The organism is Xanthomonas dyei, assembly GCF_002939865.1.
Classification (GTDB): domain Bacteria; phylum Pseudomonadota; class Gammaproteobacteria; order Xanthomonadales; family Xanthomonadaceae; genus Xanthomonas; species Xanthomonas dyei.
The window spans coordinates 1-26,437 of record NZ_MDEE01000053.1 but is presented as its reverse complement, the minus strand read 5'-3'; the positions used below and the strand labels follow the sequence as shown (position 1 = coordinate 26,437).

Below are 26,437 nucleotides of genomic sequence, written 5' to 3'. Positions count from 1 at the left end.
TCGCGGATTGAGGTCCTGACCAACACAGTTGCTACATGGACGTACTTGCGGCGTGTCCCGCGAGGGTGGGCGGGCAAGGGCCCTGCAGCCAAACCGCACATCAGCCGCCCTCTGCAGCGAAATCCAAGATTATTCACCCAGCAATAGACCACGCAGCAGGTTCGTCAGCCGCTCAGTCGACGATGAATTCGGCGCGGCAACCGTCGTTGACCCATACCCCATCGCGGCTCCAGCCCCAGGTCTGGCCTTCCACGCAAGGGGTTCTGGAGATCTGCCGGCCCAGGCGCACCTTGCGCTCCACCGATACCCCACAGGTGCGGCGGGTGCTCTTCTTCGACTCGCAGGTCACCATGCGCGGCACCGCAACGAAACCGGACCCATCTTCGGCACCGACTTCGAACTCGCCGTCGCAACCGCGCGACACCCAGATTTCGTTGCGGCGCGTTCCCCAGGTGCGGCCTTCCTTGCATGGCCACATCGAGCGCTGACGCAGCAGGCGTACCGGCGCGCCGCGCAGCACTACAGGGCATGCCACCTTGCCGCCATTGGAGTCGCAGCGCACCACGCGCCGCATCAATGCAGCCGCCGGCGCGGTGGTGGCGAACTCGGCACGACAGCCCTGCTCTACCCATACCCCATCGCGGTCCAGATCCCATTCGCTGCCGCGGATACAGCTGGTTTCGGAGAGCTGGCGTACCAGTTGTACGCCGCTGGCGACATCCATCGCGCAATGCACGCGGGCCAGGTCCTTGGATTCGCAACGCACCACGCCGGAGGCTCGCTCGGCGGCACGCGCATCGACGAGCATCAGCAGCGGCAGGCACCACAAACCGCATAAGCTGATCAGCCACTTCATGCCAACAATCCTCACCCGAAACGATCGACGTCGCGCCCCCGTGGACGTGAAGATGAGAGCATCATCGATGTGAAGATAGCAATACGGCGGCGATGACAACGCCATGGCAGCGCCATGCGATCGTCCTCGTTGCACTGGCGGGTGCAGGCGGTATGGGCTGCATTGAATGGGTGGCGCGAGATGGGCGTGCACGTTCATCGGCGCAGGTTCACTGCGACCTAGCGCGACGCGGGAATCGCACTCCCGCATGGGGTTAAGAGCGGCCAAGAAAACCTGACGAGTAGTCGTCAGCAGGCATGGGAAATGCGCTCAGAATCGGGGTGACGCGCGGCACGGGCGGTACGCACCGCATCGCGCACCGGCTGCATCCGCTTGGCGATGAGAGCAGCAGATTCATTGGCTACTCTTGGTGCCTGCTGCACCGCCATTCCCTGCCAACACCTCAGGCACGTGCGAAGTCGAAGGCCAGTACGTCGGCAATCTGCGTAGTGCCGCGCAAGGCCATCAACAGCCGATCCACCCCCACCGCCACGCCGGCGCAATCGGGCAGCTGCGACAGCACCGTCAGCAGTTGCTCATCCAGCGGCAGCTGCGGCAAGCCGCGCGCCGCACGCACCGCGTTGTCGCGGGTGAAGCGCGCGCGTTGCTCCGGGGCATCGTTCAATTCGTGGTAGCCGTTGGCCACCTCATAGCCGCCCAGATACAGCTCGAAGCGCTCGGCCACCGGCGGGCTGTCGTGACGGATCCGCGCCAGCGCGCATTGGCTGGCGGGCCAGTCGTGCACCACGGTCAGCGTCTGACTGGCAAAGCCGGGCTGGATGCGATGGGTCATCAGCAGGTCCAGCCAATCGTCGCGCGTCAGTCCCTGCGGATCGATGGCAACGTCATGCAGCGCTGCACGCAGCGTGTCGACCGGGTCCAGCAACGGGTCGATGCCCAGGCGTTGCACGAACAGCTCGCGATACGTGAGCACCTGCACGCTCGCCTCGCGCTGCACCAGGGCAAGCGCGCGCTGCACCAGTGCGACGGTTTCCTGCGCCAACTTACGGTCGTCCCAACCCACCCGATACCACTCGAGCATGCTGAATTCCGGATTGTGCCGGCCGCCGGCTTCGCCGTTGCGGAACACGCGCCCCAGTTCGTAGCAATCGCCCAGGCCGGCGGCAAGCAGGCGTTTGAGCGGATATTCCGGCGAGGTGCGCAGCCAGCGCAGCGGCGCGCCAGCATCCACATGTCCGCTGAAGCGGGTGCTGAAACTTTCGATATTCGGCTCGGTGTTGCCGGCCTGCGACAGCACCGGCGTTTCCACTTCCAGCACGCTGCGCTCGGCAAAAAAGGCGCGAATGGCGGCATTGAGCTGAGCGCGCAACCGCAGCCCGGCCAGATCGAGTTGCGCTGCCGTCATGGCTGTTGGCCGTGCTCGCCCAGGAAGGCCAGCAGCCGCGCTTCGTCCCAGATGTCCACGCCCAGCGATTGCGCCTTGTCGAGCTTGGAGCCGGCCTCCTCGCCGGCCACCAGGAACGCGGTTTTCTTGGAGACGCTGCCGGCCACCTTGGCGCCTAATGCTTCGAGCCGCTGTTTGGCGGCATCGCGCGTCAAGGCGGCCAAGGTGCCGGTGATCACGACCGTCTGGCCGTCCAAGGGGCCGGCCTGCACGGCCTCGGCGTCGGGCAGGCGCGCCAGCACTGTTTCCATCGCCTGTTGTGCCGATGTGGCGAGTGCCGCATTTTCCGGGCGATCCAGCCATTGCAGCAGCGCGGCGACCACTGGTGCGGGCACGCCGGCCTGCAATAACGCGTCGCTGCCGACAGTGCGCAGCGCATCGAACGACGGCACCGCCGCCGCCAGTTGCTGCGCGCGCACCGGCGTCACCTTGGGAATGTCCATGTCTTCCAGCACGCTGGCAAAACTCAAGGCATCGCGCAGCTTGGGCGATGGCGGGTGCGCATCGCCGATGCGCACGCCACGTTGCAGCAAATCGTCGATGGCCTGCTGGTTGCCCGGCTGATCGAGGAAGTGCCCGAGCGAACGCGCCACTTCGCCACCGATATCGGGCACGCGCTTGAACAGCGGCCACGGCAGATGGCGGATCAGCTCCAGATCGCCGAACCACGCCGCCAAGGCCTTGGCCGTACTCTCGCCCACATGCTCGATGCCCAGCGCGAACAGGAAGCGCTCCAGCGTGGTGTCGCGCGATGTTTCGATCGCCTCGATCAGGTTCTCCGCCCATTTGGTGGCGATCTTGCGGCGGTTCCAATCGAACCCCTTGAACTGCAAACGCAGAACATTGGCCTGCCAGTTTTCAGGTGGAGCAGCATCAGCATTGGCTAGATCCACGCCCTGCAGCCCGATCAAACCTTCCAGCGCGCGGTAGTTGCTCTCGGCCAAATGCTCGCGCGCCTCGCGCAAGAACGCATGCGGACTGTCGGCGGTGCTGATCAGGCGCAGTTGCAGCAGTTGATCGACGGTGAGCAGATACAGATCGGCCACACCTTGCACCAGCCCGCTATCGACCAGCACCTCGATGAATTTCTCGCCCAGACCGTCGACATCCATCGCACGCCGCGACACGAAATGCCGAAACGCCTCCTTGCGCTGCGCCGGGCAGGTCAACTCGCCCGAGCACCGCCATACCGCCTGGCCTTCTTCGCGCACGATCTCCGACCCGCACACCGGGCACTGGGTAGGCATGCGCCATTCCTGCGTGCCCGGCGGGCGCTGGTCGGCGACCACGCCGGCCACTTCCGGAATCACATCGCCGGCACGGCGCACGATCACCGTATCGCCCACGCGCACATCCAGCCGCGCAATCTGGTCGGCGTTATGCAAGGTCGCGTTGGTGACGATCACGCCGGCCACATGTACCGGCTTCAGTCGCGCCACCGGCGTCGCCGCACCGGTACGCCCGATCTGGATCTCGATCGCCTCCACCGTGGTGGATTGCTCCTGCGCCGGGAATTTGTGCGCAATCGCCCAGCGCGGCGCGCGCGAAACAAACCCCATCTCACGCTGGCCGGCCAGATCGTCGAGCTTGTACACCACGCCATCGATATCGAAGGCCAGCCCGTCGCGCGCCGCGCCAATGCGTTGGTAGTACGCCAACAAACCCTCGCTACCATGCACCACTTCGACCAGCTGGCTGACCGGAAATCCCCAGTCGCGCAATTGCGCCAGGATGGCCGAATGCGTCTGCGGCAAGGCGCCGTCGCGCACTTCGCCCACGCCATACGCAAAAAAACTGAGTGGGCGCTGCGCGGTGATGCGCGCATCCAGCTGCCGCAGCGAACCGGCCGCACCATTGCGCGGATTGGCCAGCACCTTGCCGCCCTGCGCACGCATCTGCGCGTTGTACGCCTCGAACGCGGCGCGCGGCATGTAGACCTCGCCGCGCACTTCCAGCACCTTCGGCCAACCCTGCCCACGCAAACGCAGCGGAATCGCCTTGACCGTGCGCAGATTGGCGCTGACATCCTCGCCGGTGGCGCCGTCGCCACGGGTCGCACCTTGCACGAACTCGCCATCTTCGTAGCGCAGGCTGATCGCCAGGCCATCGAGTTTGGGTTCGGCCGAGAACACCGGTTGTTTGAGCTCCAGCCGCTCGCTGATGCGACGGACGAACTCGCTCACTTCCTCATCGCTGAAGGCATTGCCCAGCGACAACATCGGCAGCGCATGCCGCACTTCGGCAAAGCGCGACGCGGCCAGATACCCCACCCGCTGTGTCGGCGAATCGGCACTGGCCAGCGCCGGGTGCTCGGCTTCCAGCGCATCCAGCTCACGCATCAGGCGGTCGTAATCGACGTCGGCCATCTGCGGCTCGTCGAGCACGTGATAGCGGTAGTTCGCGTCTTCGATTCGACGACGTAAGGCATCGATGCGCTGAGCGGGATCCGGGCTGACAGTCATACGATCGCTGGGCTGGCACTGGGCCGCCCATTCTAACGGGCCATGCCGATGCGCAAGCGATGATACGCCTGACTCCGGCGCCCGATCTGGTGCCCCTGACCGGATCGACCGATCCAGGCAAGCGCGCAAGCCCAGAGGCGACGCCGCCAGCGCCTGGGTCGCGACCGGCCAGCAAACCCGGCAGGATGTGCCCGCGCGTGGTTGGGCGCGATGGGCGCGCCGGACTACCGGATCTGCCCGCTGACGGCCGACAGCGTGCCGCCCGGGGATTTCCCGATAGGCAGACCGGCACAAACCCGCTAGCGTGGCGCCCTCTTCGCCGTCCCCGTCTGGAGCTCACCCGTGTCGTTGCCCGTCTCGCGCCGTTCGTTTCTCAGCCTTGCCACCACTGGCATGGCGGTTTCCGCATTGGGGCTGGCACCCGCGGCTGAGGCGGCCCGCAAACGCGCAGCCGCGCCGGCAGCGCCGGGCGTCGCACCGGCGGCAGGGACGGTGTTGCTTAATCTCAACGAACACCCGCTTGGCCCCGCTCCGGCGGCGCTGGATGCCGCAACGCGGTCGCTGGCGCGGTCGGGCCGCTACCTGCAGGAGATGGAGCAGGACCTGCGCAATCTGATGACCGGCGAACTGCAACTGCCCAACGACCATCTGGCGCTATTTCCCGGGTCCAGGGATGCGCTCAATCGCGCCAGCAACCTGTTCACCTCGGCCCGCGCCGGCCTGGTGGTGGCGGACCCGAGCTTCGACCCGGTGATCGACAGCGCCACTGACCGCGGCGTGCAGGTGCGCAAGGTGCCGCTGCGTGCCGATGGCGCGCACGACGTCAAGGCGATGGCCAAGGCCGACCCGACCGCCGGCCTGATCTATCTGTGCAATCCCGGCAATGCCACCGGCAGCATCACCCCGCGCAGCGACATCGAATGGCTGCTGGCCAACAAGCCGGCCAGCGCGGTGCTGGTGGTCGACGAGGCCTACATCCACTACAGCAACGAGCCGTCGATGGTCGACCTGGTGCGTCAGCGCCAGGACCTGATCGTGCTGCGCAGTTTCTCCAAACTCTATGGCATGGCCGGCCTGCGCCTGGGCGCGGCGCTGGCCCCACCGGGTCTGCAGACCAAGCTCGCCAGCTTCGGCAGCAACCCGTTGCCGGTGCCGGCGATGGCGGCCGGCATCGCCAGCCTGCGCGACCCGCAACTGGTGCAGACCCGGCGCGCGGACAACGCACGCGTGCGCGATGAAACCATTGCCTGGCTCAAGAGCAAGGGCTACACCTGCCTGCCCACGCAAGCGAACTGCTTCCTGCTGGACGTCAAGCGCGAGGCCGGCGTGTTTGCCGATTCGATGCAGAAGCAGGGCGTGATCGTCGGCCGCAGCTGGCCGATCTGGCCCAAGCGCGTGCGCGTGACCGTCGGCACCGAGGCAGAGATGGTGCGGTTCCGCGAGGCGTTTACCAAAGCCAAGCGCTAACCCTTCTCCCCTCGGGGCATTGTCTGCCTTTATGGGGGAGAAGGTGCCCCGCGGAGATCAGCCACCACCTGCCATGACAAACGCGTCGCCACGCGCCGTCAGACATGCAGCACCGACTGCTCTCCTGCCTCGCCTTCCGTACCCTCCAACTCTGGCTCGCGCTTGTGCCGCGGGCACCCGAAGGCACGCGCGCCGATGGCGCGCAAGCGGCGTCTTATCGCCCCGTCGAGAGACTAGCTACTGCTCCAACGCGTCGCGCTGCGGTGTGCGCAGCGTGCGCCGTATCCACAGATAGCTGATAACGAAGGTCAGCCCCATCGAGCCGGCATTCCACAGCAACAACTCGCGCAGCATCGGCGGGCCTTGCAGGATGTGCGCGTAGTAACGGCGATCCAACAGCGCGATCGCATGCGGCAGGAATACGCTGATGAAGGGCGTCGGCACTGGCGCGACCAGCAGGGTGATGGCAGCGGCGAAACTGCCCACCACCCACGGCGAGTTGCGCGGGCGTTTGCGCAGGCGCGCGGTGATCAACGAAAAGATCCACAACAGCGGCATTGCCAGAATCGCCCACAGCACCAGCAGCAAGGCCACCGCCAACACGCCCTGCAGACTCAACATCGCTCAACTCACCAGCGCGGGGATTTGGTCAGCGGCGGTGCCTGGTGCTGACGATCGTAGGCACGTAGTTCGTCGCGGATATGCGCCACGCGCTGGCGACCCAGCGCATTGCGGCTGTCGTCCAGCACCACGCCATCCAGCAACTCGGCCATGCGCTGCACGGTCGGCAGCATCTTTTCCCAGGCATCCAGCGCGGTCATCGGCGCCGGCAGGGTCAGGAAGAACGCAATCGCCGGGGTCTGCATCTCGCGGATGTTGGCCATATCGAAGCTCCCCGGCTTGAGGATGCTGGCCATGCTGAAGATCGGCCCACGCTCCGGGTGCCCTTCCACCAGGCGGTGGAACACATTCATGTGGCCGAACACCAGGCCGGTTTTTTCCGCGGCAACCACCACGTCTTCGCCACGCAGGATCTGGCCGGCCTTGGCCGCCACGAACAGCGACACGATCTTGTCGAAGTCCTGATTGGGGCGCTTGCCGACGTCGTTGCCGCCGGCCGCATCCTGGTCGTCCAGGTTGAGCTCGCTCTGTTCGGCGCTGCCTTCGCTGCGCGCGAATGGGTCTGCTTCAATCCCCGCATCGCCGGAAATCACCGGCTCGCGGCGTTCGCGCGGTTGGCCGTCGTCCTTGTCGACGCGACGCCCCTGCGGCGATTTCTTCGGGCGGCCGAACAGAAAAATTGCAGCGACCAGCAGCAATCCCGCGATCAGGATCCCGATCCGGATCATGGCCATGTCGGACATTCAGCGTGCCTCCGCATAAGAGTGACAGGTGTCGATATTCCAACAAGCATGGCACGTCATGCCGCACCCGCCAAACGTGCCGCTTCTTCCAGGTCCACGCTGACCAGACGGCTGACGCCCGGCTCGCGCATGGTCACGCCCGACAACTGGCGCGCCGCTTCCATGGTCGCCTTGTTATGGCTGACGAACAGGAACTGCACCTTCTCGCTCATCTCGCGCACCATGTTGGCCAGGCGGCCGACATTGGCTTCGTCCAGCGGTGCGTCCACCTCGTCCAGCAGGCAGAACGGCGCGGGATTGAGCTGGAAGATCGCAAACACCAGCGCCACGGCAGTCATCGCCTTTTCGCCACCGGACAGCAGCGAAATGCTGGACACGCGCTTGCCCGGCGGGCGCGCCATGATGGTCACGCCGGTGTCGAGCAGGTCTTCGCCGGTGAGTTCCAGATACGCGTGCCCACCGCCGAACAGGCGCGGATACAGCGCCTGCACGCCGGAGTTGACGCGATCGAAGGTGTCCTTGAAGCGGCCGCGGGTTTCGCGGTCGATCTTGCGGATGGCGTCTTCCAACGTTTCCAGTGCGGTATTGAGGTCCAGGTTCTGCGCGTCCAGATATTCCGAGCGCTGCGCGGCCTCGCCGTACTCCTGGATCGCAGCCAGATTCACCGGCTCCAGGCGCCGCATGCGCCCGTCGATCTGGTTCACCGCCGCTTCCCATTCGGCCACGTTGGCGGACTCGGGCAGGCCGTTGACCACGTCTTCGAGCACGAAGCCGGCCTTGACCACCGCAGCAGACAACTGCTCGGCGTTGAGCACCAGTGCCTGTTGATCGAGCTTGCGCTGGTTGATGCGCTCGCGCTGCGCCAGCGCCTGCTCGTCGCGCTGCTGGCGGGTCTGCTCGAAGCTGCGCAACTCACCGTCGATGCTGTCGAGCAACGTGCGCGTCTCGCTGAGCACGCGCTCGGTGCGGACGCGCTCGCTGAGCGCGGCCTGATGTTCGTGCTCCAGCGTTTCCACCGGCGAATCGCCGTCGCTGAGCTGGGCCACCAGATCTTCCAGGCGCGTATCGAGCTGGCCGCGCTGGCTGTCCATGCGCTCCAGGGTCTGGCTGAGCGAGGTGATCTGGGTGCGCTGCGATTCCAGCGTGAGCGCCAGCGCATGCATCGCATCGCGCACGCCGCGCGCGGCATCGCGCGCCTGGTCGCGCGCATCGGTGAGCTGGCGGCGTTCGTTTTCCAGCGCCTGCCGCGTGCCCTGCAGATCACCCATCAGGGTGACCGCATCTTCGAGTTTCGCGCGGGCCTCGCGGGCCTGTTCGCGGCTGGTATCCAGCGTTTCCAGCAACTGCGACAACTCGGTTTCGATGCGCTCGATGCGCGTGCGCGCCGCATCGACCTTGCCCTGCTGGCTCTGCAACTGACCAGCCAGTTCCGACACGCTGCGGTGCGCCATGTACAGCTGGCGCTGCGCGTCTTCGCGCTGTTGTTCGGCGGCCAGCGATTGCTCGCGGAAGCTGGAAAGACGCTGTTCGAGCTCGGCTTCGCGCTCCTGCAAGGTATCGATCTGCGTGCGCAGTTCCTGAATGTCGCGCTCGCGCAGCAAGGCGCCCTGCTTGGCCGCGCCGGAGCGCGACACGCGCACCCAGCCCTCGCCCAAGCGCTCGCCATTGCGGGTGATCACCGAGTCGCCTTCCGGCAACGCGGCTTGCAACGCGCGTGCGGCCTGCAGGTCATCAGCGGCGTGCAGCCGCGCCAGCAGACGACGAATCGCGATCGGCCCCTGCACTTTCGCTGCCAATGAGGTCGGTGCAAAGGTGGCGGCATCGGCGGCGTTGGACACCAGCGCGATGCGGCCTTCGCCCAACTCGCCCAACGCGTCGACCAACTGTTCGGGCGCCTCCACCAGCACGCCTTCGATCAACTGCCCCAGCGCGCTTTCGACGGTGTTTTCCCAACCGCTTTCCACCGTGATGCGCTCGCCCACGCGCGCTGCCGAATCCAGCCCGCGCGACTTCAGCCACGCCACCGCCGCACCCTGCTCCTGGCCGAGGGCGGCCTGCTGCAGGGTTTCCAGCGACGACAGCCGACCGCGCGCGGCCTGCGCCTGCTTGCGCACTTCGGCCAGCTCGCCCTGGCTGGCGCGCTGCTGTTCCTGCAGACCGCTCAATGCGTGCTTGCGCGCCTCGACCTGCTCGGTCAACCCGTCCAGCGACGCCTTTTGCGTTTCATGGCGCAGCTCGATCTGCTCGAACGCCTCGGCCAGTGCATCCAGATCCAGCCCGGCGCGTTCGTTGACCAGCGCTTCGCGGCGGCGGTCGGCCTCCAGCGATTGGCGGTCCAGATAATCGACACGCGTGCGCTCCACTTCGCCGGCGCGCGAGGCTTCGCCGGTGTCGCGGTTATGGGTTTCCCAGCGCTGCTGCCAGTCGGCCAGCCGCGCCTCGGCTTCGCGCAGCGACTCCTGGCGGAATTCATGGTACTCGCGCAGCTGTTCCAGCTGCGGTTCGGCCGCATCCACCGCCTCGCGCAGCACCGCCAGTTTTGCCGAGTCGCCGCTGATGTGCTGGGTCAGTTCCTGCAGCTGGCTCTGCGCCTCATCGCGCGCCTTGTGCAAGCGATGCGCCAGTTCGCGCTGATGCTGAATCTGCTGCTCGATGCGCGCCAGCGCGCTGCCCACCTGGTAGACATCGGCCTGCGCCTTGGCCACCGCGTCGGCGGCTTCTTCGCGGCGCACGCGCCCGGTTTCGATCCGCGCTTCGGCATCGCGCTGGTCGGCGATCAGCTGCTGCAGGCGGGTTTCTTCCTGATTCAACTTTTCGCGCAGGCCCTGCAATTGCCCGTCCAGGCCGCGGTACTGCAGCGCCTTCCATTCGGCATCCTTGATCCGGCGTTCTTCCTGCAAGGCCTGGTATTGCTCGGCCTGACGCGCCTGGCGCTGCAGATGCGCCAACTGCTTGGTGATCTCTTCGCGCAGGTCGCCCAGGCGGTCGAGGTTTTCGCGGGTGTGGCGGATGCGGGTTTCGGTTTCCTTGCGGCGTTCCTTGTACTTGGAAATGCCGGCGGCTTCTTCCAGATACACGCGCAGATCTTCCGGGCGCGCCTCGATGATCTGGCTGATCATGCCCTGCTCGATGATCGAGTAGCTGCGCGGCCCCAGGCCGGTCCCCAGGAACAAATCGGTGATGTCGCGACGCCGGCACTTGGTACCGTTGAGGTAATAGGCGCTGTTGCCGTCGCGGCTGACCAGGCGCTTGACCGAGATCTCGTTGAACGAGGCGAACTCGCCGGTGATGGTGTGATCGGAGTTGTCGAAGATCAGTTCCACCGTCGCTTGCGACACCGGCTTGCGCGCCGAGGAGCCGGAAAAGATCACATCGGTCAGCGAGTCGCCGCGCAGCCGGCTGGCCGAGCTTTCGCCCATCACCCAACGCACCGCATCGATGATGTTGGACTTGCCGCAGCCATTGGGGCCGACGATGCCGGTCATGTTGGTGGGCAGGTGCAACGTGGTCGGGTCGACGAACGACTTGAAACCGGACAGCTTGATCGTGGACAGGCGCATGGGACGGGCGGGTTCCGGGCACCGCGCGGACACAGCCGGCAGGCGCTTTTCCTGTGGAGCCGGCACCTAAGCCCTTGATCGGCAAGATCTGCAGGCCGTGGAACCGACAATGGGGCATGAGTATAACGGTGCCGTCGCTACGCTGCGGCTGGCCGTAAAACACGAAGGGCGCCTAACAAGGCGCCCTTCGGTTCACACATGCAGCAAGGATCAGGCGTCGGATTCGACGATGACCTTGACCGAGGTTTCCACATCGGCGTGCAGGTGCAGCACAACGTCGTACTCGCCGACATTGCGGAATGCGCCTTCGCCCAGGATCACTTCGCTCTTTTCCAGCGGCAGGCCGGCGGCGGTGAACGCCTCGGCGATGTCGCGCGGGCCAACCGAGCCGTACAGCTTGCCTTCGGTGGACGCGTGCGCGCCGATGGTGACGCTGGCGCCTTCGAACTTGGTGGCGCGGGTCTGTGCATCGGCCAGGATGGTGTTGGCCTTGGCTTCGTACTCGGCGCGCTTGGTTTCGAACGCTTCGACGTTGGCAGCGGTGGCAGGAACGGCCTTGCCCTGCGGCACGAGGAAGTTACGGCCGTAGCCCGGCTTGACGCTGACCTTGTCGCCCAGGTTGCCCAGGTTGGTCACTTTCTGCAGAAGAATCAGATCCATGGTGGTGCTCCGTTATTCGTTAGCGCTGGCGCTTTGGCCGACGCAACGGGTGCTGTCCGAAAAGACGGGATTCGGGAATCGGGATTTGGGAATCGCAAGAGCACGATCAACACCGCATCTCGAATGACCGGCCTCTATCAATTTGATAACCCGCACATGGATGTGCGGGCTTTTGTGAGGGACTCACACAAAACCGTGCGGGCTCTTGTGAGGGACTCACATCAACGACTCGGATTAGACGTCGTGATTGTCCGTGTACGGGATCAGCGCCAGGAAACGCGAGCGCTTGACGGCCGTCGCCAGCTGACGCTGGTACTTGGACTTGGTACCAGTCACGCGGCTCGGCACGATCTTGCCGTTCTCGGTGAGGTACTGACGCAGGGTGTTGAGATCCTTGTAATCGATCTCTTTGACGCCCTCGGCGGTGAACTTGCAGAACTTGCGACGACGGAAGAACTTGGACATGACAGCGCTCCTTAAGCGGCTTCGGCGTTGTCGCCGTCGGTATCGGTGGCAGCGGGGGCTTCGCCCTCTTCATCGTCGCGACGACGACGCTCGCTACGCTCGGGCTTGTCGCCCTTCTCGTCCTTGCTCTTCATGATCAGCGACTGCTCGGTGTCCGGGCCATCGCGCTTGACGACCAGGTGACGCAGCACCGCATCGTTGAAGCGGAAGCTTTCCACCAGCTCGCTCAGCACGGCCTGGTCGACTTCGATGTTGAGCAGCACGTAGTGCGCCTTCACCAGGTTCTGGATCGGGTAGGCCAGCTGACGACGGCCCCAGTCTTCCAGACGGTGGATGGTGCCGTTACCGCCTTCGATCAGCGACTTGTAGCGCTCGATCATGGCCGGAACCTGCTCGCTCTGGTCCGGATGGACCAGGAACACGACTTCGTAATGACGACTCATGTTGTTTTACCTTTCGGATGTGGCCACGTGGGCCGGACAGCTCCCCGGTGGTCCGCGCGAAGCGGCCGGTGGAGCAAGGGTTCCCGCCCGGAATCGGGCAGGAAGCAGGAAAGTATGGCAGTTCAAGTGCTTAGCCGCAACCGGGCGCACTGCTGTAAAGGCTTTAACGCCCCTCTCCCATCGGGAGAGGGGTTGGGGTGAGGGTGCAAAGCCCTGGCGACTTTCGACCGCGCTTGGCTTCGCCTCCGTCCCCTCATCCGCTCCTTCGGGGCAGCTTCTACCGATGAGAAAAGGAAACACTCCGACGCTGCTTGGCTTAACTCTTTAGATCAGCGGTGCTCGGCTTCGGTGGTGAAGCTTTCGCCGCAACCGCACTCGGCAGTGGCGTTGGGGTTGCTGAAGGTAAAGGTCTCGCTCAGCCCGTGCTTGCCGAAGTCGATGCAGGTGCCGTCCACCAGCGGCAGGCTGGTCGGGTCGACAAAGATGCACACCCCGCCCTGCTCGAACACCGCATCGTCGTCGCGCTTCTCGCGCGCCAGGTCGGTGATGTGGCCCCAGCCGGAGCAACCGGTCTTGGTCACGCCAAAGCGCAGACCCAACGCACCCGGGGTCTGCTGCACGAAACGCTGCACGCGTTCCAGCGCGGCGGGGGTGAGGCTGATGGTCATGCGGGTACTCCAACACAATGGCGTCAAGTATAGGGGCCGACCGGGCGAATCGGCATGCAGTCCAGATGGGGCCGGCCACGCCTGCACGCAAGCCGCTACGTCGCCTGCCTGTTCAGGCGCTCGCGCCAGCGCGGTCGCAGCCAGTAAACTCGCAGGCCATTCAAGATCGCTACGGCGAGGAACAGTCATGACGGTGGTCAGCGTTGAACATGCGCTTGCGGGCAAGCTCCCCGACAGCGGCGAAGTCACGGTACGGGGGTGGGTGCGCACGCTGCGCGGATCTGCCGGACTGGCCTTCATCAACGTGACCGATGGCTCGTGCTTCGCTCCGATCCAGGTGGTGGCCAACGACACGCTGGCCAATTTCGACGAGATCAAGCGCCTGACCAGCGGCTGCTCGCTGATCGCCAAGGGTGTGCTGGTGAAGTCGCAGGGCAAGGGCCAGTCGTTCGAGATCCAGGCCAGCGCTGTCGAAATCGTGGGCTGGGTCGAAGACCCGCTGACCTACCCGATCCAGCCCAAGCCGATGACGCCGGAGTTCCTGCGCGAAGTGGCGCATCTGCGCCCACGCACCAATCTGTTCGGCGCGGTGACGCGCATCCGCAACTGCCTGGCGCAGGCGGTGCACCGCTTCTTCCACCAAAACGGCTTCAACTGGATCAGCACCCCGATCATCACCACCTCCGATGCCGAAGGCGCCGGGCAGATGTTCCGCGTCTCCACGCTGGACATGGTCAACCTGCCGCGCGATGCCACGGGCAATGTGGATTTCAGCCGCGACTTCTTCGGCAAGGAAACCTTCCTCACCGTGTCCGGCCAGCTCAACGTGGAGGCGTACTGCCTGGCGCTGAGCAAGGTCTACACCTTCGGGCCGACGTTTCGCGCAGAAAACAGCCACACCACGCGCCACCTGGCCGAGTTCTGGATGATCGAGCCGGAAATCGCTTTCGCCGATCTGGCCGAAGATGCGCGCCTGGCCGAGCAGTTCCTGAAGTACCTGTTCCGCGCGGTGCTGGACGAGCGCGGCGACGATCTGGCGTTCCTGGCCGAGCGCGTGGACAAGAACGCGATCAGCAAGCTGGAGGCCTTCATCAATGCGCCGTTCGAGCAGATCGATTACACCGAGGCGGTAAAGCTGCTGCAGAACTCGGGCAAGAAGTTCGACTTCCCGGTCGAATGGGGCCTGGACCTGCAGACCGAACACGAACGCTGGCTCACCGAAGAGCACATCGGCCGCCCGGTGGTGGTGACCAATTATCCCGAGCACATCAAGGCGTTCTACATGCGCCTGAACGACGACGGCAAGACCGTGGCGGCAATGGACGTACTGGCGCCGGGCATCGGCGAAATCATCGGCGGCAGCCAGCGCGAAGAGCGCCTGGATGTGCTGGATGCGCGCATGGCTCAGTTCGGTCTGGATAAGGACCACTACAGCTGGTATCGCGATTTCCGTCGCTACGGCTCGGTGCCGCATGCCGGCTTCGGCTTGGGCTTCGAGCGCCTGGTGGTGTACGTGTGCGGGCTGAGCAATATCCGTGACGCCATCCCCTACCCGCGCGCGCCGGGCAGCGCGGAGTTCTGATGTGAGCACAGCGGCGGCCACCGTCACGATGTATCGCCCGTTGGGGCCGGAGGAATACGCACTGGTGCGTGACTCCGGCTTCCGACGCTGGCCACCGCGATTGCCGGAGCAGCCGATCTTCTATCCGGTCACCAATCAGCGCTATGCCGAAGAAATCGCATCACGCTGGAACGTCAAGGACAGCGGCGTGGGCTATGTGGCGCAGTTCGATGTGCTCGCCGCGTTCGTCGACCAGTACGCCATTCAAAAAGTCGGCGGCGCGCATCACACCGAGTGGTGGATTCCGGCCGAAGACCTGGACAAGTTCAACGAGGCGATCGTCGGTCTTATCACGATCATTGCCCGCTTTGACGCTCCGCCTGCCGAGCCCCGCACATGACCCTGTTCTTCGCGCTGTGTTTTGTCGGTGTCGCCGTTGCCGGGCTGACCGCGCTGCTGATCTTCTGGCCGCTGACCCTGGTGCACCTGCGCGACCGACACCCAGATGCGTTGGCCAGCTTCGGCGACCCGGCCTTCATCAGCCCGACCGCGTGGCGCTGGTTGTTGGCGCGCCGCTACCGCAGCTACCGCGACAGTGCCCTGTCCGGTCTGGCCACACCCGCCTGGCTGTCGCTGCTGACCATTTTTTTCGGCCTGGGCATGGCGGCCCTGCTCGGGCTGCTTTCCAAGGTACTGGCATGAACATCATCGACATCGACGCAGCCCACAGCTCCGACGGCCGCGATCAGTGGTGGCTGGCGACCATCGGCCGTACGCTGATCTGGGCGCGCCTGCGCATCAAGGAAGCCGGCACTGCCGAAGTGCTGGACAGCGATGGCAAGACGTTGGCCTACGACAGTGAAGACACCGCACGCGCGGCCTTGTTCGATGCCGAATTCGTGGCATTGGACGGGCTGGACGAAGAAGATGCGCTGATGCGCGGCTTTTCGCTGCATGAGGTGTCGCCACCGCGCGGCGATAACGATGCCGACCTGCGCGCACGCATGGTGGTGACCATGGGCGGCCGCGCCTGAGATGTACGCACCGCGCGCGTTCGCACAGACCGATCTGGCGCTGCTGGACTGGCTGCTGGCGCACGACCCGTTCGTCACCCTGATCAGTCAGAGCGACGACGGACAACCAGCCATCTCGCACCTACCGGTGCTGTATCGGCGCGACGACCAGCAGGTGCTCATCGAGGGCCACTGGGCACGCCCCAATCCGCAAGCGCGCCATGCGGGCGATGCGGTGATCGTCGTGCAGGGGCCGCACGCCTATGTGTCGCCGGGCTGGTATCTGGACAAGGAAGCGGCCGCGCGCGTGCCGACCTGGAATTACGCCATCGCGCATCTGCATGGGCAATGCACCGAGCTTGCCGATGAAGATGCGGTGAGCGATTTGATCGGCCGGATGAGCACGCACTGCTCGAGCAACGCATCGGCAGCGACTGGCAGTTCGAGATGGAGCGCGACAGCCATCGTCGGCAATTGCGTGGGCTGATCGGCTTCCGCTTCGTGCCAAGCCGCATCGAACTCACCTTCAAGCTCAGCCAGAACCATCCGGCCGGCAATGTTGCAGCAGTGGCCGATGCCCTGGAGCAGCAACGTTCAAGCGATGCGCAGGACGTGGCCGCACTGATGCGCAATGCATTGCGCGCGCCAGAGCTGATCGCCTTGGCATTGCGTTCGCGTTCCTGCACCACCGCTTTATGGCCCACCTCTGGCTTGCTTCCTCCCCGTCGTCATCTGGAATACTGCACGCATGAACGAGCTCAACCATTTACTTGAAAACAACCGCGCCTGGTCCGAGCGTATCCGTCGCGAAGATCCGGAATTCTTCTCCAAACTGTCGACGCAGCAGACCCCGGAATATTTGTGGATCGGCTGCTCCGACTCGCGCGTGCCGGCCAATCAGATCATCGACATGGCACCGGGCGAAGTGTTCGTGCATCGCAATATCGCCAATGTGGTGGTGCATACCGATCTGAACTGCCTGTCGGTGATCCAGTTCGCCGTCGACGTGCTCAAGGTCAAGCACATCCTGGTGGTGGGCCATTACGGCTGCGGCGGCGTGTTCGCCAGCCTGACCCAGAAGCGCATGGGCCTGGTCGACAACTGGATCCGCCACGTCACCGATGTGGCCGACAAGCACGAAGCCTGCCTGCACGATGCCGGCGATCTGCCGGTGCAGCATGCGCGTCTGTGCGAGCTCAACGTGCTGGAACAGGTGGTCAACGTCTGCCGCACCACCATCGTGCGCGATGCGTGGGAGCGTGGGCAGGAGCTGTGCGTGCATGGCTGGGTCTACAGCCTGCGCGACGGCCATGCGCACGATCTGGGCATGTCCATCGACCGCGCCGACCTGCTGCAGGAACGTTACGACGCGGCACTGGCGAAAATTCAGGCCGACCACGCCGAACGCTGAGTCGGCGCTGCATGTGTGACCGACCGCGGCGCCCATCGGCGTCGCGGTTGGCTATGCTGGAGACCTTCTGCGCCGAGGAATGTCGATGCTGGTCCCGCCGATCAACCTGCATGCCTGGATCGAGCAATACCGCCACCTGCTCAAACCGCCTGTCGGCAACAAGTGCATCCAGCAGGATGGCTTCATCATCATGATCGTCGGCGGGCCCAACGCGCGCACCGACTATCACTACGACGAAGGCCCGGAGTGGTTCTTTCAGCTCGAAGGCGAGATGGTCCTGAAGGTGCAGGATGCGGGCATGCAACGCGACATCCCGATCCGCGCCGGCGAGATCTTTCTGCTGCCGCCGAAGGTGCCGCATTGCCCGCAGCGCGCCGACGGTTCGATCGGCCTGGTCATCGAGCGCGAACGTCTGCCGCACGAACAGGATGGCCTGCAGTGGTATTGCCCGCAGTGCAATCACAAGCTGTATGAGGCGATGTTTCCGCTAGAAAATATCGAAACCGACTTCCCGCCGGTGTTCGATCACTTCTATCGCTCGCTGGCACTGCGGACCTGCACGCAGTGCGGGCATCTGCATCCTGCGCCGGAGCGCTATGCTGCAGTCGAGGCCTGAGTTGCGCTGGCGCCAGCGCATGCAATACACACGCCGGTCGCACCCACACAAGCACACAGCATGCTGCGCGCACTGATCGACCTCAAGCCGCGCGATGTGCCGCTGCGCGTGGCCTTGCGCAACACCGCAGCGGTCGTACTGCCGCTGGCGATCGGTGTGGCCACCGGGCATGTCGCCGCAGGCCTGGCGGTGTGCAGCGGCGCGCTCAACACGATGTTTTCCGATCAACCCGGGCCCTACCGCGCGCGCTTGCAACGCATGCTGATGGCGGCCCTGGCCGCTGGCCTGGCGGCCTTGCTGGGCGTGTGGGTCGGCCACGACACGCCTGCCCTGGTGATCGCCGGGCTGCTGCTCGGCCTGGGTGGTGGCCTGCTGGTGGCGCTGGGCCCGGTTGCGGCGCGGGTCGGCCTGACCAGCATGATCCTGCTGGTGGTGAGTGCCGACATGCGGCTGCCGGTGGAACAGGCGCCCGGCGTGGCTGCGCTGATTTTTGCCGGTGGCCTGCTGCAGGTGTTGCTGGCCTTGGCGGCCTGGCCCTTGCAACGGTATCGCCCGGAACGCTTCGCGCTGGCCGACCTGATGCGCCAGCTGGCAGCAATCGCACGGCAACGCCCGGAAGCCAGCGCGGCGCCGCCGGCAACCCAGGAAGTGCTCGATGCCATGGTGATGCTGCACGGCGAACACCGCTCGCGCGCGATCGCGGTGCAGAGCTTTCGCATCATTGCCGAGCTCTGCGACCGCGTGCGGCTGGAGCTGCTGTCGCTGGCCGATGCCCACACCCGCCTGACCGACTCGCAGGCGCGCCCGGCGATTGAGCGCGTGCTCGAACGCAGCGCCATCGTGCTGGAGCAGCTGGCCCACACTATGACGGTGGGCGAGGACCCGGTAGCGGCCAACGCGTCGATGACCGGTTTCGACGATCTGGTCGGCGTGCTGGCGCAGTTTCAGCACGACAACGCCGATACCCGCGAGCGCCGGCTGGTGCGTGTGGCGGTGGCTCGCGCGCAGGGATTGGGCGGGCAGTTGCGCGCCTTGATCCGCAACGCGCACTGGGCCAGCAGCCGCGGCGAAATCCAGGCGCAATTGGCCGAAGCGCGGCTACCGGCAGCGCTGCGCCCGGCCGCGACCTGGGCGACATTGCGGGCAAACCTGGATCTGTCGTCGGTGGCGTTCCGGCATGCGCTGCGTTGCGGCGTATGTCTGGCACTGGCCATTGCCTTCCAACGCTGGCAACAGATTCCGCACGGTTTCTGGATTCCGATGACCACCGCGATCGTGCTCAAACCGGATTTCGGCGGCACGTTCAGCTTTGGCGCCTTGCGCGTGGCCGGCACCTTCATCGGGTTGTTGGTGGCCACACTGCTGGCCCATTTTGCGATGGATGGCGCCGGTATCCGCATGGCCCTGCTGGCGCTGTTCTGCCTGGGTTTTCGGTTGTTGACCCAGGTGAACTACGGCATCGGCGTGGCGTTTCTCACCGGCATGCTGGTGCTGTTGCTGTCCTTCGAAGGCATGACGCCCGGCGAGGCAGTCGGTGCGCGGCTGCAGGCCACCGTGGCCGGCAGCGCGCTGGCGCTGATCGCCTACGCGCTATGGCCGACGCGCGAGCGTCGGCATATCCGCGCCTCGCTGGCGCAGTTGCTCACGGCCTATCGCGAGCATCTGCACAACCTGTTGCTGGGCCAGATGGATCGGCTGAGCGACAGCCGCGCGGCCGCACGCGTGGCGCGCACCAATGCGCAGGCATCGATCGAACGCCTGCGCGGCGAGCCACGCAGCCGCCGCAATCTGCACGAACTCAAGCTGGCCGAATCGCTGCTGGCCAACGGCAACCGGCTGATCCGCGCCACCCTGCTGTTGGAGGCGGTGCTGCGCGATGGTCACCCGTTGCCGTCGCTGGATGCACTGCCCGCCTTCGCCGATGACGCCGACCAGGCGCTGGCCGAGCTGATCGCGTGCCTGCGCAACGGCGGCACGCCGGCTGCGGCCACGCTACGCAGCGCCGAGCGCAAACTCTCCGATGCGCTGGCCGCGCTGCCGGATGGTTCGCCGACCACCGCCGCGCTTGCCGACACCATCGACCGCGTCACCGACAGCATCGGCACGCTCACCCATCTGCTGCGCCCTGCCCGACCGGCCTCGACCGAGACGCCTGCGGTGCATGACGGCGCGCAAGGTGCTGGCGGGTAAACTGCCGTATCGATCCAAAGCACGCGAGCCCGATGAGCACCGACCCGCTGTCCCGTTCCCACGCCGTAGCGCTGGATGCTGCCGACCCGTTGCGCAGCCTGCGTGACGCCTTTGTGTTCCCGCAGCACGATGGCCGGGACCAGACCTATTTCGTCGGCAATTCGCTGGGCCTGCAACCGCGTCGGGCCCGCGCGATGGTGAGCGAAGTGCTCGATCACTGGGGCGCGCTTGCGGTGGAAGGCCACTTCACCGGCCCCACCCAATGGCTGACCTATCACCAGCTGGTGCGCGACGGCCTGGCGCGCGTGGTCGGCGCGCAACCGGGCGAAGTGGTGGCGATGAACACCCTCAGCGTCAATCTGCATCTGATGATGGCGAGCTTTTATCGCCCCACGCCCGAGCGCGGCGCGATCCTGATCGAAGCCGGCGCATTTCCGTCCGACCGCCATGCGGTGGAATCGCAGTTGCGCCTGCGCGGGCTGGATCCGGCCACGCAGTTGATCGAAGTGGACGCCGATGCGCCCAACGGCACGTTGTCGATGGCCGCCATTGCCGATGCCATCGCCACGCACGGTGCGCGTCTGGCCCTGGTGCTGTGGCCCGGCATCCAGTACCGCACCGGCCAGGCCTTCGACCTGGGCGAAATTGCGCGACTGGCACGCGCGCAAGGCGCTGCGGTGGGTTTCGATCTGGCGCATGCGGTCGGCAACATCCCGCTGACCCTGCACGACGATGGCGTCGATTTTGCAGTGTGGTGCCATTACAAATATCTCAATGCCGGCCCCGGTGCTGTAGGCGGCTGTTTCGTGCACGCGCGCCATGCCAATAGCGATCTGCCGCGCATGGCCGGCTGGTGGGGACACGAGCAGCAGACCCGCTTCCGCATGGACCCGCAGTTCGTGCCCTCGCCCGGCGCCGAAGGCTGGCAGCTGAGCAACCCACCGGTGCTGGCATTGGCACCGCTGCGGGCATCGCTGGACCTGTTCGATCAAGCCGGCATGGCTGCGCTGCGCGCCAAGTCCGAGCAGCTCACCGGACATCTGGAACAGCTGATCCACGCACGCGTGCCGCAGGTGCTGCAGATCGTCACCCCGGCCGAGCCGGCGCAGCGCGGCTGCCAGCTGTCGTTGCGGGTGGCTGGCGGACGCGCGCAAGGGCGCGCGTTGTTCGAGCATCTGCATGCGGCCGGCGTGCTTGGCGACTGGCGCGAACCGGACGTGATCCGCATCGCGCCGGTGCCGCTGTACAACCGTTTCGGCGATCTGCACACCTTTGTGGAACAGGTGGAAACCTGGGCCGCCGGCTGAGCGCCGCACGCTGACTGCAACACCACCGGCCACGTGGCAGGCACGCGCGAAACCCGCAGACGCCCACGTACACTCCGAGCGCGCCTTCGGCAACGCAGGCGCGCGCTATAGCCAGCTGCTTCTTTCCTCACCTTTGCCGGCTCCCGCGTCCGGCCGCTGCCGGACATTGCATTGAGCCCCGTCTCCCCCCGCTCCCTGACCCTGATCGGCGCCGGCCTGGCCGGTTGCCTGCTCGCCATCCTGCTGTCGCGTCGCGGCTGGCAAGTCACCGTGTATGAACGGCGTGGCGACCCACGCATCAAGGGCTATGAATCCGGCCGTTCGATCAACCTGGCGCTGGCCGAACGCGGACGCCACGCGTTGCGTCAAGCTGGTGCCGAAGAGGCGGTGATGGCCAAGGCGGTGATGATGCGCGGCCGCATGGTGCACCCGATCGAGGGCGAACCGCAGCTGCAGCGTTACGGCCGCGACGACAGCGAAGTGATCTGGTCGATCCACCGTGCCGCGTTGAATATCGCCTTGCTGGATCTTGCCGAACAGGCCGGCGCGTCGGTGCATTTCTATCGCCGGCTGCACACAGTCGATTTCGACGCCGGCTACGCGCGGTTTATTGATGACCGCGACGATCAGCCGCACGAGATCCACTTCCAGAGCCTCATCGGCAGCGACGGTGCAGGCTCGGCACTGCGCGCGGCCATGCAACGCAAATCGCCGTTGGGCGAGCGCACCGAATTTCTGGATCATTCGTACAAGGAACTGGAAATCCCGCCGCTGCCCGGCGGTGGCTTCCGCATCGAGCGCAATGCGCTGCACATCTGGCCGCGTGGGCGCTACATGTGCATCGCGCTGCCCAACGATGGCGGCACCTTCACCGTCACCCTGTTCCTGCCCAACGCAGGCGACCCCAGCTTTGCCACCACCCGCACCGGCGAAGAAGCGCATGCGCTGTTCGCACGCGATTTTCCGGATGCGCTGCCGCTGATTCCGCAGCTCGAAGAACACTGGGAGGAGCATCCGCCCGGCCTGCTCGGCACCCTCACCCTGGAGCGCTGGCATCTGGACAGCCGCGCCTTGCTGATCGGCGATGCCGCACACGCGATGGTGCCGTTCCACGGCCAGGGCATGAACTGCGCCTTCGAAGATTGCGTGGCGTTGGCCGAGCAGATGGACGCGCACGACGATATCGGCAGCGCGTTCGCCGCGTTCGAAGCCGCACGCCGCGACGATGCCGCCGCGATCCAGCAGATGGCGCTGGAAAACTATCTGGAAATGCGCGACCGCGTCGGCGATGCCGACTTCCTGCTGCAGCGCGAACTCGAGCAGCAATTGCAGGCGCGCTGGCCCACCCGCTTCGTGCCGCATTACACGATGGTGACCTTCCTGCGCACGCGCTATTCGATTGCGTTGGCGCGCAGCGACATCCAGCGCGAAATCCTGGTGGAGGCCACGCGCGGGCACAGCGATCTGTCGCGTATCGATTGGGCGGCGCTGGAAGCGGTGGTGCACGCACGTCTGGAGCCGCTGGAAGGCGCGCACTAACAGCGGCGAAGACAACGACTGCGCTCACCGCCAGGCGGGCGCGGCCAGTGCTCGGTGAGGTATGGACCATTCGTACCCCATCTGGTCCTGAGCGCGCCGTCCACACACACCTGACGACTGCTCGCCCTGTGGTGTTAGCCGCGCCAAGGTCGTCCTCGCAGCGACGCGCAAACGCTCACGCTTCGTTCGCCGCACCTGTATCGAACAAGCCCGCACAGCAGGCGCCTGCCCCAGCGCACAGCTGCGCCTCAGCGCGCCGGCGCTGCGATGAGAGATACTAGCGGCCATTGGCGGCGCATACGCCGTGCGCCGCGGATCTGGATCTCGCACCCGCATGCCTGACAGCTTTCTCTTCTACGACCTGGAAACCTTCGGCCAGGACCCGCGCCGCACCCGCATCGCGCAGTTCGCCGCCGTGCGCACCGACGCGCAACTGCGCGTGATCGACGAGCCGATCAGCTTCTTCGTGCAACCGGCCGACGACCTGCTGCCCTCGCCGTACGCCACCATGGTCACCGGCATCACCCCGCAGCACGCGTTGCGCGAAGGCGTGACCGAAGCCGAAGCATTTGCGCGCATCGCCGAGCAGATGAGCCGCCCGCAGACCTGCACGCTGGGCTACAACTCGATCCGCTTCGACGACGAGTTCGTGCGCTGCGGGCTGTTCCGCAATTTCTACGATCCCTACGAGCGCGAGTGGCGCGGCGGCAATTCGCGCTGGGATCTGCTCGATGTGCTGCGGCTGGTACACGCATTGCGCCCGGACGGCATCAGCTGGCCGCAGCGCGAAGACGGCGCCACCTCGTTCAAGCTCGAACATCTGGCCGATGCCAACGCAGTGCGCGAAGGCGATGCGCATGAGGCCTTGTCCGACGTGTACGCCACCATCGGCATGGCGCGCAAGTTTCAGCAGCATCAACCCAAGTTGTGGGAGTACGCGTTACGCCTGCGCGACAAGCGCTTTGCCGCCAGCTTGCTCGATGTGATCGCGATGGAACCGGTGCTGCACATTTCGCAGCGCTACCCGGCCTCGCGCATGTGCGCCGCCGCCGTGCTGCCGCTGACGCGGCATCCGCGCATCGACAGCCGCGTGATCGTGTTCGATCTGGACGGCGACCCGGAGGTGTTGTTGCGGCTGAGCCCGGACGAGATCGCCGACCGGCTGTATATCCGCGCCGCCGATCTACCCGAAGGTGAGCAGCGCATCCCGCTCAAGGAAGTACATCTGAACAAGTCGCCAGCGCTGGTGGCCTGGCAGCATCTGCGCGCGCCGGATTTCCAGCGCCTGGGCCTGGACCCCGATGCAGTGCCGGCCAAGGCCGCACGGCTGCGCGAACTGGGCCCGCAGCTGGCAGAGAAGGTGCGCCAGGTCTACGGCAACGAGCGTGCCGCGGCGCCGGCCGTCAACGATGCCGATGCCTCGCTCTATGACGGTTTTCTGGCCGAAGGCGACAAGCGCCTGCTTGCCCAGGTGCGCGCCAGCGCGCCGGACGAACTGGGCGCGCTGGAAACACGGTTTCGCGACCCACGCCTGATCGAGCTGCTGTTTCGCTATCGCGCACGCAACTGGCCGCAGACGCTGTCGTTCGACGAGCAGGAACGCTGGAACCAGTACCGCCGCAAGCGCCTGTTCGAAGACCATGGGCTGGGCGAAGTCACCCTGGACCAGTACAACGCGCAGATTGCGGATTTACGGCTCGCTCACCCCGACGATGCTACCAAGCAAGCCCTGCTCGACCAGCTCGCCGCCTGGGGTTCGGACCTCAAACGCACGCTATGACCACCTATTTTTCAGACGCCAGCTTCAAGTTCCTGCGCGCACTGGCCCGCCACAACGACAAGGCCTGGTTCGCCGATCATCGCCACCAGTACGAGGCGCACGTGCGCCAGCCGTTTCTGCAGCTCATCACCGATCTGCAGCCGGCGCTTGCCGAGGTCAGCGAACACTATCGCGCCGACCCCAAGACCCAGGGCGGCTCGCTGTTTCGCATCTATCGCGATGCGCGCTTTTCCAACGACAAATCGCCCTACAAAAACTGGCAGGGCGCGCGCCTGTTCCATGAGCGCCGCCGGCAGGTGCCGGCACCGTCGTTCTACATCCATCTGCAACCGGGCGAGAGCTTTGTCGGTGCAGGCCTGTGGCACCCGGAGCCGGACACCCAACGCAAGCTGCGGCAGTTCATCTTCGAAAACCCGGGCAGCTGGAAGACGGCCGCATACGAGCCCAAATTGCGGCGCAAGTTCGCCCTGGACGACAGCGAAAAACTGGTACGCGCACCGCGCGGGTTTCCCACCGATTTCGAGTTCATCGACGATCTCAAGCACCGCAATTGGGCGTACCTGCGTCATCTGGACGACGCCATCATGACCGGGCCGCGCCTGCGCCAGACCATCGAGGCAGACCTGGTGACGCTTGCGCCGTTTGTGGATTATCTGTGCGCCGCCCTGGACCTGGAATTTTGAGGCGAGCTACGGCGCAGGCATACCGCGCCACGGCGTTGCCGCGCCATCGGCGGCCTGGTGCCAGCGTCTGGCTGCACTGGAACACCCTCCCCTCACCGCGCATGGCAACGGAGTGCGAACGATGAAAAAGCGCTGGTGGATCGTGCCGCTGCTGGCCGTGGTGCTGCTGGCGAGTTATGTGGTGGCGGGGCCGTATCTGGCCATCCGCGGCATCAGTCAGGCCGTTGCTGATCGCGATGCCGCGCAGCTGGAAAGCTACGTGGATTTCCCCAGCCTGCGCGTCAACCTCAAGGCGCAACTGGACGATTATCTGGTCCGTCGGGCCGGCAGCAGCATGCAATCGAGCCTGCTCGGCGGCTTTGCCCTGCAACTGGCCAGCGGCATTAGCGGCGCCGGCGTGGATACCTTGGTCACGCCGCTGGGCATCGGTGCCCTGCTGCAAGGCCACAGCGTGTGGAACCGCGTCATCGGCGACACCGTCAGCGCCGATACCTACGCGGCACCGGCACCGGCGCGCCCGCTGCAAGGCGCCACGCAGCGCTTCGAATCCACCCGCCGCTTCACCGCCACCACGCAGACCGCCAACGGTGCGCAGGTGACCTTCGTGCTGACCCGCCAGGGCCTGCGCTGGCGACTGACCGATATCCAGTTGCCCTTGTCGACCGCACCGAGCGAGCAAACGCCGTAATCGCGTAGCGTGAAAGCCCAGATGCGGCGATGCACACGTGCGCATCCCTGACGTTGCCAATTAAACGCCTGCGTCGCCGCAGGCGGACGCGGCCGGTGCGCGACATCGGCATGTCCCACGCGTGCACTCCGTGTCTGAGCGCGCCGTCCATACCCAGCTGACGGCTGCTAGGGAAGGTCTGAATAACGATGCCTGAGAGTGCGGAATGTCCGCATCGTTCCGGAGAATCGCGTTTGGATCTTCGGAGTTTCGCCATTTCT

The 26,437-nt window shown here is 65.6% G+C and carries 23 protein-coding genes, 1 other RNA gene and 1 pseudogene; 15 read left to right on the top strand and 10 right to left on the bottom strand.

Annotated features, from left to right (window positions below):
• Positions 1–172: 172 nt before the first annotated feature.
• The 3 genes from XdyCFBP7245_RS21300 to ligA form a co-directional block, all read right to left on the bottom strand.
• The gene (locus XdyCFBP7245_RS21300) at positions 173–856 is read right to left on the bottom strand and encodes a DUF3011 domain-containing protein (RefSeq protein WP_170068739.1); all 684 of its coding nucleotides are present in this window, start codon (positions 854–856) and stop codon (positions 173–175) included.
• Between the two features lie 442 nt (positions 857–1,298).
• On the bottom strand, positions 1,299–2,261 hold the full coding sequence (gene epmA / locus XdyCFBP7245_RS21295) for an EF-P lysine aminoacylase EpmA (RefSeq protein ID WP_104617387.1): 963 nt from the start codon (positions 2,259–2,261) through the stop codon (positions 1,299–1,301).
• Entirely contained in the window at positions 2,258–4,762 is a 2,505-nt protein-coding gene (gene ligA / locus XdyCFBP7245_RS21290) for an NAD-dependent DNA ligase LigA (protein ID WP_104617386.1), read from the bottom strand. Before ligA ends, epmA begins: the two co-directional genes overlap by 4 nt.
• A gap of 342 nt (positions 4,763–5,104) precedes the next feature.
• Here ligA and XdyCFBP7245_RS21285 point away from each other — a divergent pair, with 342 nt between their 5' ends.
• On the top strand, positions 5,105–6,229 hold the full coding sequence (locus tag XdyCFBP7245_RS21285; protein WP_104617385.1) for a pyridoxal phosphate-dependent aminotransferase: 1,125 nt from the start codon (positions 5,105–5,107) through the stop codon (positions 6,227–6,229).
• Positions 6,230–6,466: 237 nt separating this feature from the next.
• On the opposite strand, the gene XdyCFBP7245_RS21280 is transcribed toward XdyCFBP7245_RS21285, so the two are convergent.
• The 7 genes from XdyCFBP7245_RS21280 to XdyCFBP7245_RS21245 form a co-directional block, all read right to left on the bottom strand.
• Positions 6,467–6,850 (bottom strand): hypothetical protein, encoded by a 384-nt coding sequence (locus XdyCFBP7245_RS21280; RefSeq protein WP_104617384.1) that lies wholly within the window; start codon positions 6,848–6,850, stop codon positions 6,467–6,469.
• A gap of 8 nt (positions 6,851–6,858) precedes the next feature.
• Positions 6,859–7,593: a cell division protein ZipA gene (gene zipA / locus XdyCFBP7245_RS21275; RefSeq protein ID WP_104617383.1), complete on the bottom strand. Its 735-nt coding sequence runs from the start codon at positions 7,591–7,593 to the stop codon at positions 6,859–6,861.
• A gap of 56 nt (positions 7,594–7,649) precedes the next feature.
• A complete protein-coding gene (gene smc / locus XdyCFBP7245_RS21270; RefSeq protein ID WP_104617382.1) occupies positions 7,650–11,153 on the bottom strand; it encodes a chromosome segregation protein SMC in 3,504 nt (1,167 codons plus the stop codon).
• A gap of 210 nt (positions 11,154–11,363) precedes the next feature.
• Positions 11,364–11,813 (bottom strand): 50S ribosomal protein L9, encoded by a 450-nt coding sequence (gene rplI / locus XdyCFBP7245_RS21265; protein ID WP_104617381.1) that lies wholly within the window; start codon positions 11,811–11,813, stop codon positions 11,364–11,366.
• 234 nt (positions 11,814–12,047) lie between these two features.
• A complete protein-coding gene (gene rpsR / locus XdyCFBP7245_RS21260) occupies positions 12,048–12,278 on the bottom strand; it encodes a 30S ribosomal protein S18 (RefSeq protein WP_005991243.1) in 231 nt (76 codons plus the stop codon).
• An 11-nt stretch (positions 12,279–12,289) separates the two neighbouring features.
• Positions 12,290–12,721 carry a 30S ribosomal protein S6 gene (gene rpsF / locus XdyCFBP7245_RS21255; RefSeq protein ID WP_039411444.1) on the bottom strand — a complete coding sequence of 144 codons (432 nt, stop codon included), beginning with the start codon at positions 12,719–12,721 and terminating at the stop codon, positions 12,290–12,292.
• Positions 12,722–13,050: 329 nt separating this feature from the next.
• Positions 13,051–13,389, bottom strand: coding sequence for a HesB/IscA family protein (locus tag XdyCFBP7245_RS21245; protein ID WP_055844665.1), 339 nt, complete (start codon positions 13,387–13,389; stop codon positions 13,051–13,053).
• A 187-nt stretch (positions 13,390–13,576) separates the two neighbouring features.
• Between XdyCFBP7245_RS21245 and asnS the strand changes: the two genes are divergently transcribed.
• The 14 genes and pseudogenes from asnS (at position 13,577) to XdyCFBP7245_RS21175 (ending at position 26,177) form a co-directional block, all read left to right on the top strand.
• Complete coding sequence (gene asnS / locus XdyCFBP7245_RS21240; RefSeq protein WP_104617379.1) at positions 13,577–14,971, top strand: asparagine--tRNA ligase; 1,395 nt, start codon at positions 13,577–13,579, stop codon at positions 14,969–14,971.
• Positions 14,972–14,999: 28 nt separating this feature from the next.
• Positions 15,000–15,350: a hypothetical protein gene (locus XdyCFBP7245_RS21235; protein WP_104617388.1), complete on the top strand. Its 351-nt coding sequence runs from the start codon at positions 15,000–15,002 to the stop codon at positions 15,348–15,350.
• Positions 15,347–15,652: a hypothetical protein gene (locus XdyCFBP7245_RS21230; protein ID WP_104617378.1), complete on the top strand. Its 306-nt coding sequence runs from the start codon at positions 15,347–15,349 to the stop codon at positions 15,650–15,652. The genes XdyCFBP7245_RS21235 and XdyCFBP7245_RS21230 overlap by 4 nt, the downstream gene beginning before the upstream one ends.
• On the top strand, positions 15,649–15,984 hold the full coding sequence (locus tag XdyCFBP7245_RS21225; RefSeq protein WP_104617377.1) for a hypothetical protein: 336 nt from the start codon (positions 15,649–15,651) through the stop codon (positions 15,982–15,984). The genes XdyCFBP7245_RS21230 and XdyCFBP7245_RS21225 overlap by 4 nt, the downstream gene beginning before the upstream one ends.
• Position 15,985: 1 nt before the next feature.
• Positions 15,986–16,608: pseudogene (locus tag XdyCFBP7245_RS21220) on the top strand (FMN-binding negative transcriptional regulator); the annotation flags it as partial.
• 103 nt (positions 16,609–16,711) lie between these two features.
• Complete coding sequence (gene can, locus XdyCFBP7245_RS21215; protein ID WP_005996458.1) at positions 16,712–17,374, top strand: carbonate dehydratase; 663 nt, start codon at positions 16,712–16,714, stop codon at positions 17,372–17,374.
• An 85-nt stretch (positions 17,375–17,459) separates the two neighbouring features.
• Positions 17,460–17,990, top strand: a complete 531-nt coding sequence (locus XdyCFBP7245_RS21210; RefSeq protein ID WP_104617376.1) for a 3-hydroxyanthranilate 3,4-dioxygenase — start codon at positions 17,460–17,462, stop codon at positions 17,988–17,990.
• Between the two features lie 60 nt (positions 17,991–18,050).
• Positions 18,051–20,180 carry an FUSC family protein gene (locus XdyCFBP7245_RS21205; RefSeq protein ID WP_104617375.1) on the top strand — a complete coding sequence of 710 codons (2,130 nt, stop codon included), beginning with the start codon at positions 18,051–18,053 and terminating at the stop codon, positions 20,178–20,180.
• Positions 20,181–20,212: 32 nt separating this feature from the next.
• Entirely contained in the window at positions 20,213–21,487 is a 1,275-nt protein-coding gene (kynU, locus tag XdyCFBP7245_RS21200) for a kynureninase (RefSeq protein WP_104617374.1), read from the top strand.
• Between the two features lie 171 nt (positions 21,488–21,658).
• Positions 21,659–23,026 carry an FAD-dependent oxidoreductase gene (locus tag XdyCFBP7245_RS21195; protein ID WP_104617373.1) on the top strand — a complete coding sequence of 456 codons (1,368 nt, stop codon included), beginning with the start codon at positions 21,659–21,661 and terminating at the stop codon, positions 23,024–23,026.
• A gap of 61 nt (positions 23,027–23,087) precedes the next feature.
• Positions 23,088–23,166, top strand: a non-coding RNA gene (locus tag XdyCFBP7245_RS21190) — sX9 sRNA.
• Positions 23,167–23,360: 194 nt separating this feature from the next.
• Positions 23,361–24,806, top strand: a complete 1,446-nt coding sequence (gene sbcB, locus XdyCFBP7245_RS21185) for an exodeoxyribonuclease I (protein WP_104617372.1) — start codon at positions 23,361–23,363, stop codon at positions 24,804–24,806.
• On the top strand, positions 24,803–25,489 hold the full coding sequence (locus XdyCFBP7245_RS21180; RefSeq protein ID WP_104617371.1) for a DUF2461 domain-containing protein: 687 nt from the start codon (positions 24,803–24,805) through the stop codon (positions 25,487–25,489). Before sbcB ends, XdyCFBP7245_RS21180 begins: the two co-directional genes overlap by 4 nt.
• Before the next feature lie 121 nt (positions 25,490–25,610).
• Positions 25,611–26,177 (top strand): DUF2939 domain-containing protein, encoded by a 567-nt coding sequence (locus XdyCFBP7245_RS21175; protein WP_104617370.1) that lies wholly within the window; start codon positions 25,611–25,613, stop codon positions 26,175–26,177.
• Positions 26,178–26,437 lie beyond the last annotated feature (260 nt).

Bases quoted from the DNA above. Each gene is read 5' to 3' on its own strand.
- XdyCFBP7245_RS21300 (WP_170068739.1), bottom strand. From the start codon at position 856: ATGAAGTGGCTGATCAGCTTATGCGGTTTGTGGTGCCTGCCGCTGCTG.
- epmA (WP_104617387.1), bottom strand. From the start codon at position 2,261: ATGACGGCAGCGCAACTCGATCTGGCCGGGCTGCGGTTGCGCGCTCAG.
- ligA (WP_104617386.1), bottom strand. From the start codon at position 4,762: ATGACTGTCAGCCCGGATCCCGCTCAGCGCATCGATGCCTTACGTCGT.
- XdyCFBP7245_RS21280 (WP_104617384.1), bottom strand. From the start codon at position 6,850: ATGTTGAGTCTGCAGGGCGTGTTGGCGGTGGCCTTGCTGCTGGTGCTG.
- zipA (WP_104617383.1), bottom strand. From the start codon at position 7,593: ATGTCCGACATGGCCATGATCCGGATCGGGATCCTGATCGCGGGATTG.
- smc (WP_104617382.1), bottom strand. From the start codon at position 11,153: ATGCGCCTGTCCACGATCAAGCTGTCCGGTTTCAAGTCGTTCGTCGAC.
- rplI (WP_104617381.1), bottom strand. From the start codon at position 11,813: ATGGATCTGATTCTTCTGCAGAAAGTGACCAACCTGGGCAACCTGGGC.
- rpsR (WP_005991243.1), bottom strand. From the start codon at position 12,278: ATGTCCAAGTTCTTCCGTCGTCGCAAGTTCTGCAAGTTCACCGCCGAG.
- rpsF (WP_039411444.1), bottom strand. From the start codon at position 12,721: ATGAGTCGTCATTACGAAGTCGTGTTCCTGGTCCATCCGGACCAGAGC.
- XdyCFBP7245_RS21245 (WP_055844665.1), bottom strand. From the start codon at position 13,389: ATGACCATCAGCCTCACCCCCGCCGCGCTGGAACGCGTGCAGCGTTTC.
- asnS (WP_104617379.1), top strand. From the start codon at position 13,577: ATGACGGTGGTCAGCGTTGAACATGCGCTTGCGGGCAAGCTCCCCGAC.
- XdyCFBP7245_RS21235 (WP_104617388.1), top strand. From the start codon at position 15,000: ATGTATCGCCCGTTGGGGCCGGAGGAATACGCACTGGTGCGTGACTCC.
- XdyCFBP7245_RS21230 (WP_104617378.1), top strand. From the start codon at position 15,347: ATGACCCTGTTCTTCGCGCTGTGTTTTGTCGGTGTCGCCGTTGCCGGG.
- XdyCFBP7245_RS21225 (WP_104617377.1), top strand. From the start codon at position 15,649: ATGAACATCATCGACATCGACGCAGCCCACAGCTCCGACGGCCGCGAT.
- can (WP_005996458.1), top strand. From the start codon at position 16,712: ATGAACGAGCTCAACCATTTACTTGAAAACAACCGCGCCTGGTCCGAG.
- XdyCFBP7245_RS21210 (WP_104617376.1), top strand. From the start codon at position 17,460: ATGCTGGTCCCGCCGATCAACCTGCATGCCTGGATCGAGCAATACCGC.
- XdyCFBP7245_RS21205 (WP_104617375.1), top strand. From the start codon at position 18,051: ATGCTGCGCGCACTGATCGACCTCAAGCCGCGCGATGTGCCGCTGCGC.
- kynU (WP_104617374.1), top strand. From the start codon at position 20,213: ATGAGCACCGACCCGCTGTCCCGTTCCCACGCCGTAGCGCTGGATGCT.
- sbcB (WP_104617372.1), top strand. From the start codon at position 23,361: ATGCCTGACAGCTTTCTCTTCTACGACCTGGAAACCTTCGGCCAGGAC.
- XdyCFBP7245_RS21180 (WP_104617371.1), top strand. From the start codon at position 24,803: ATGACCACCTATTTTTCAGACGCCAGCTTCAAGTTCCTGCGCGCACTG.
- XdyCFBP7245_RS21175 (WP_104617370.1), top strand. From the start codon at position 25,611: ATGAAAAAGCGCTGGTGGATCGTGCCGCTGCTGGCCGTGGTGCTGCTG.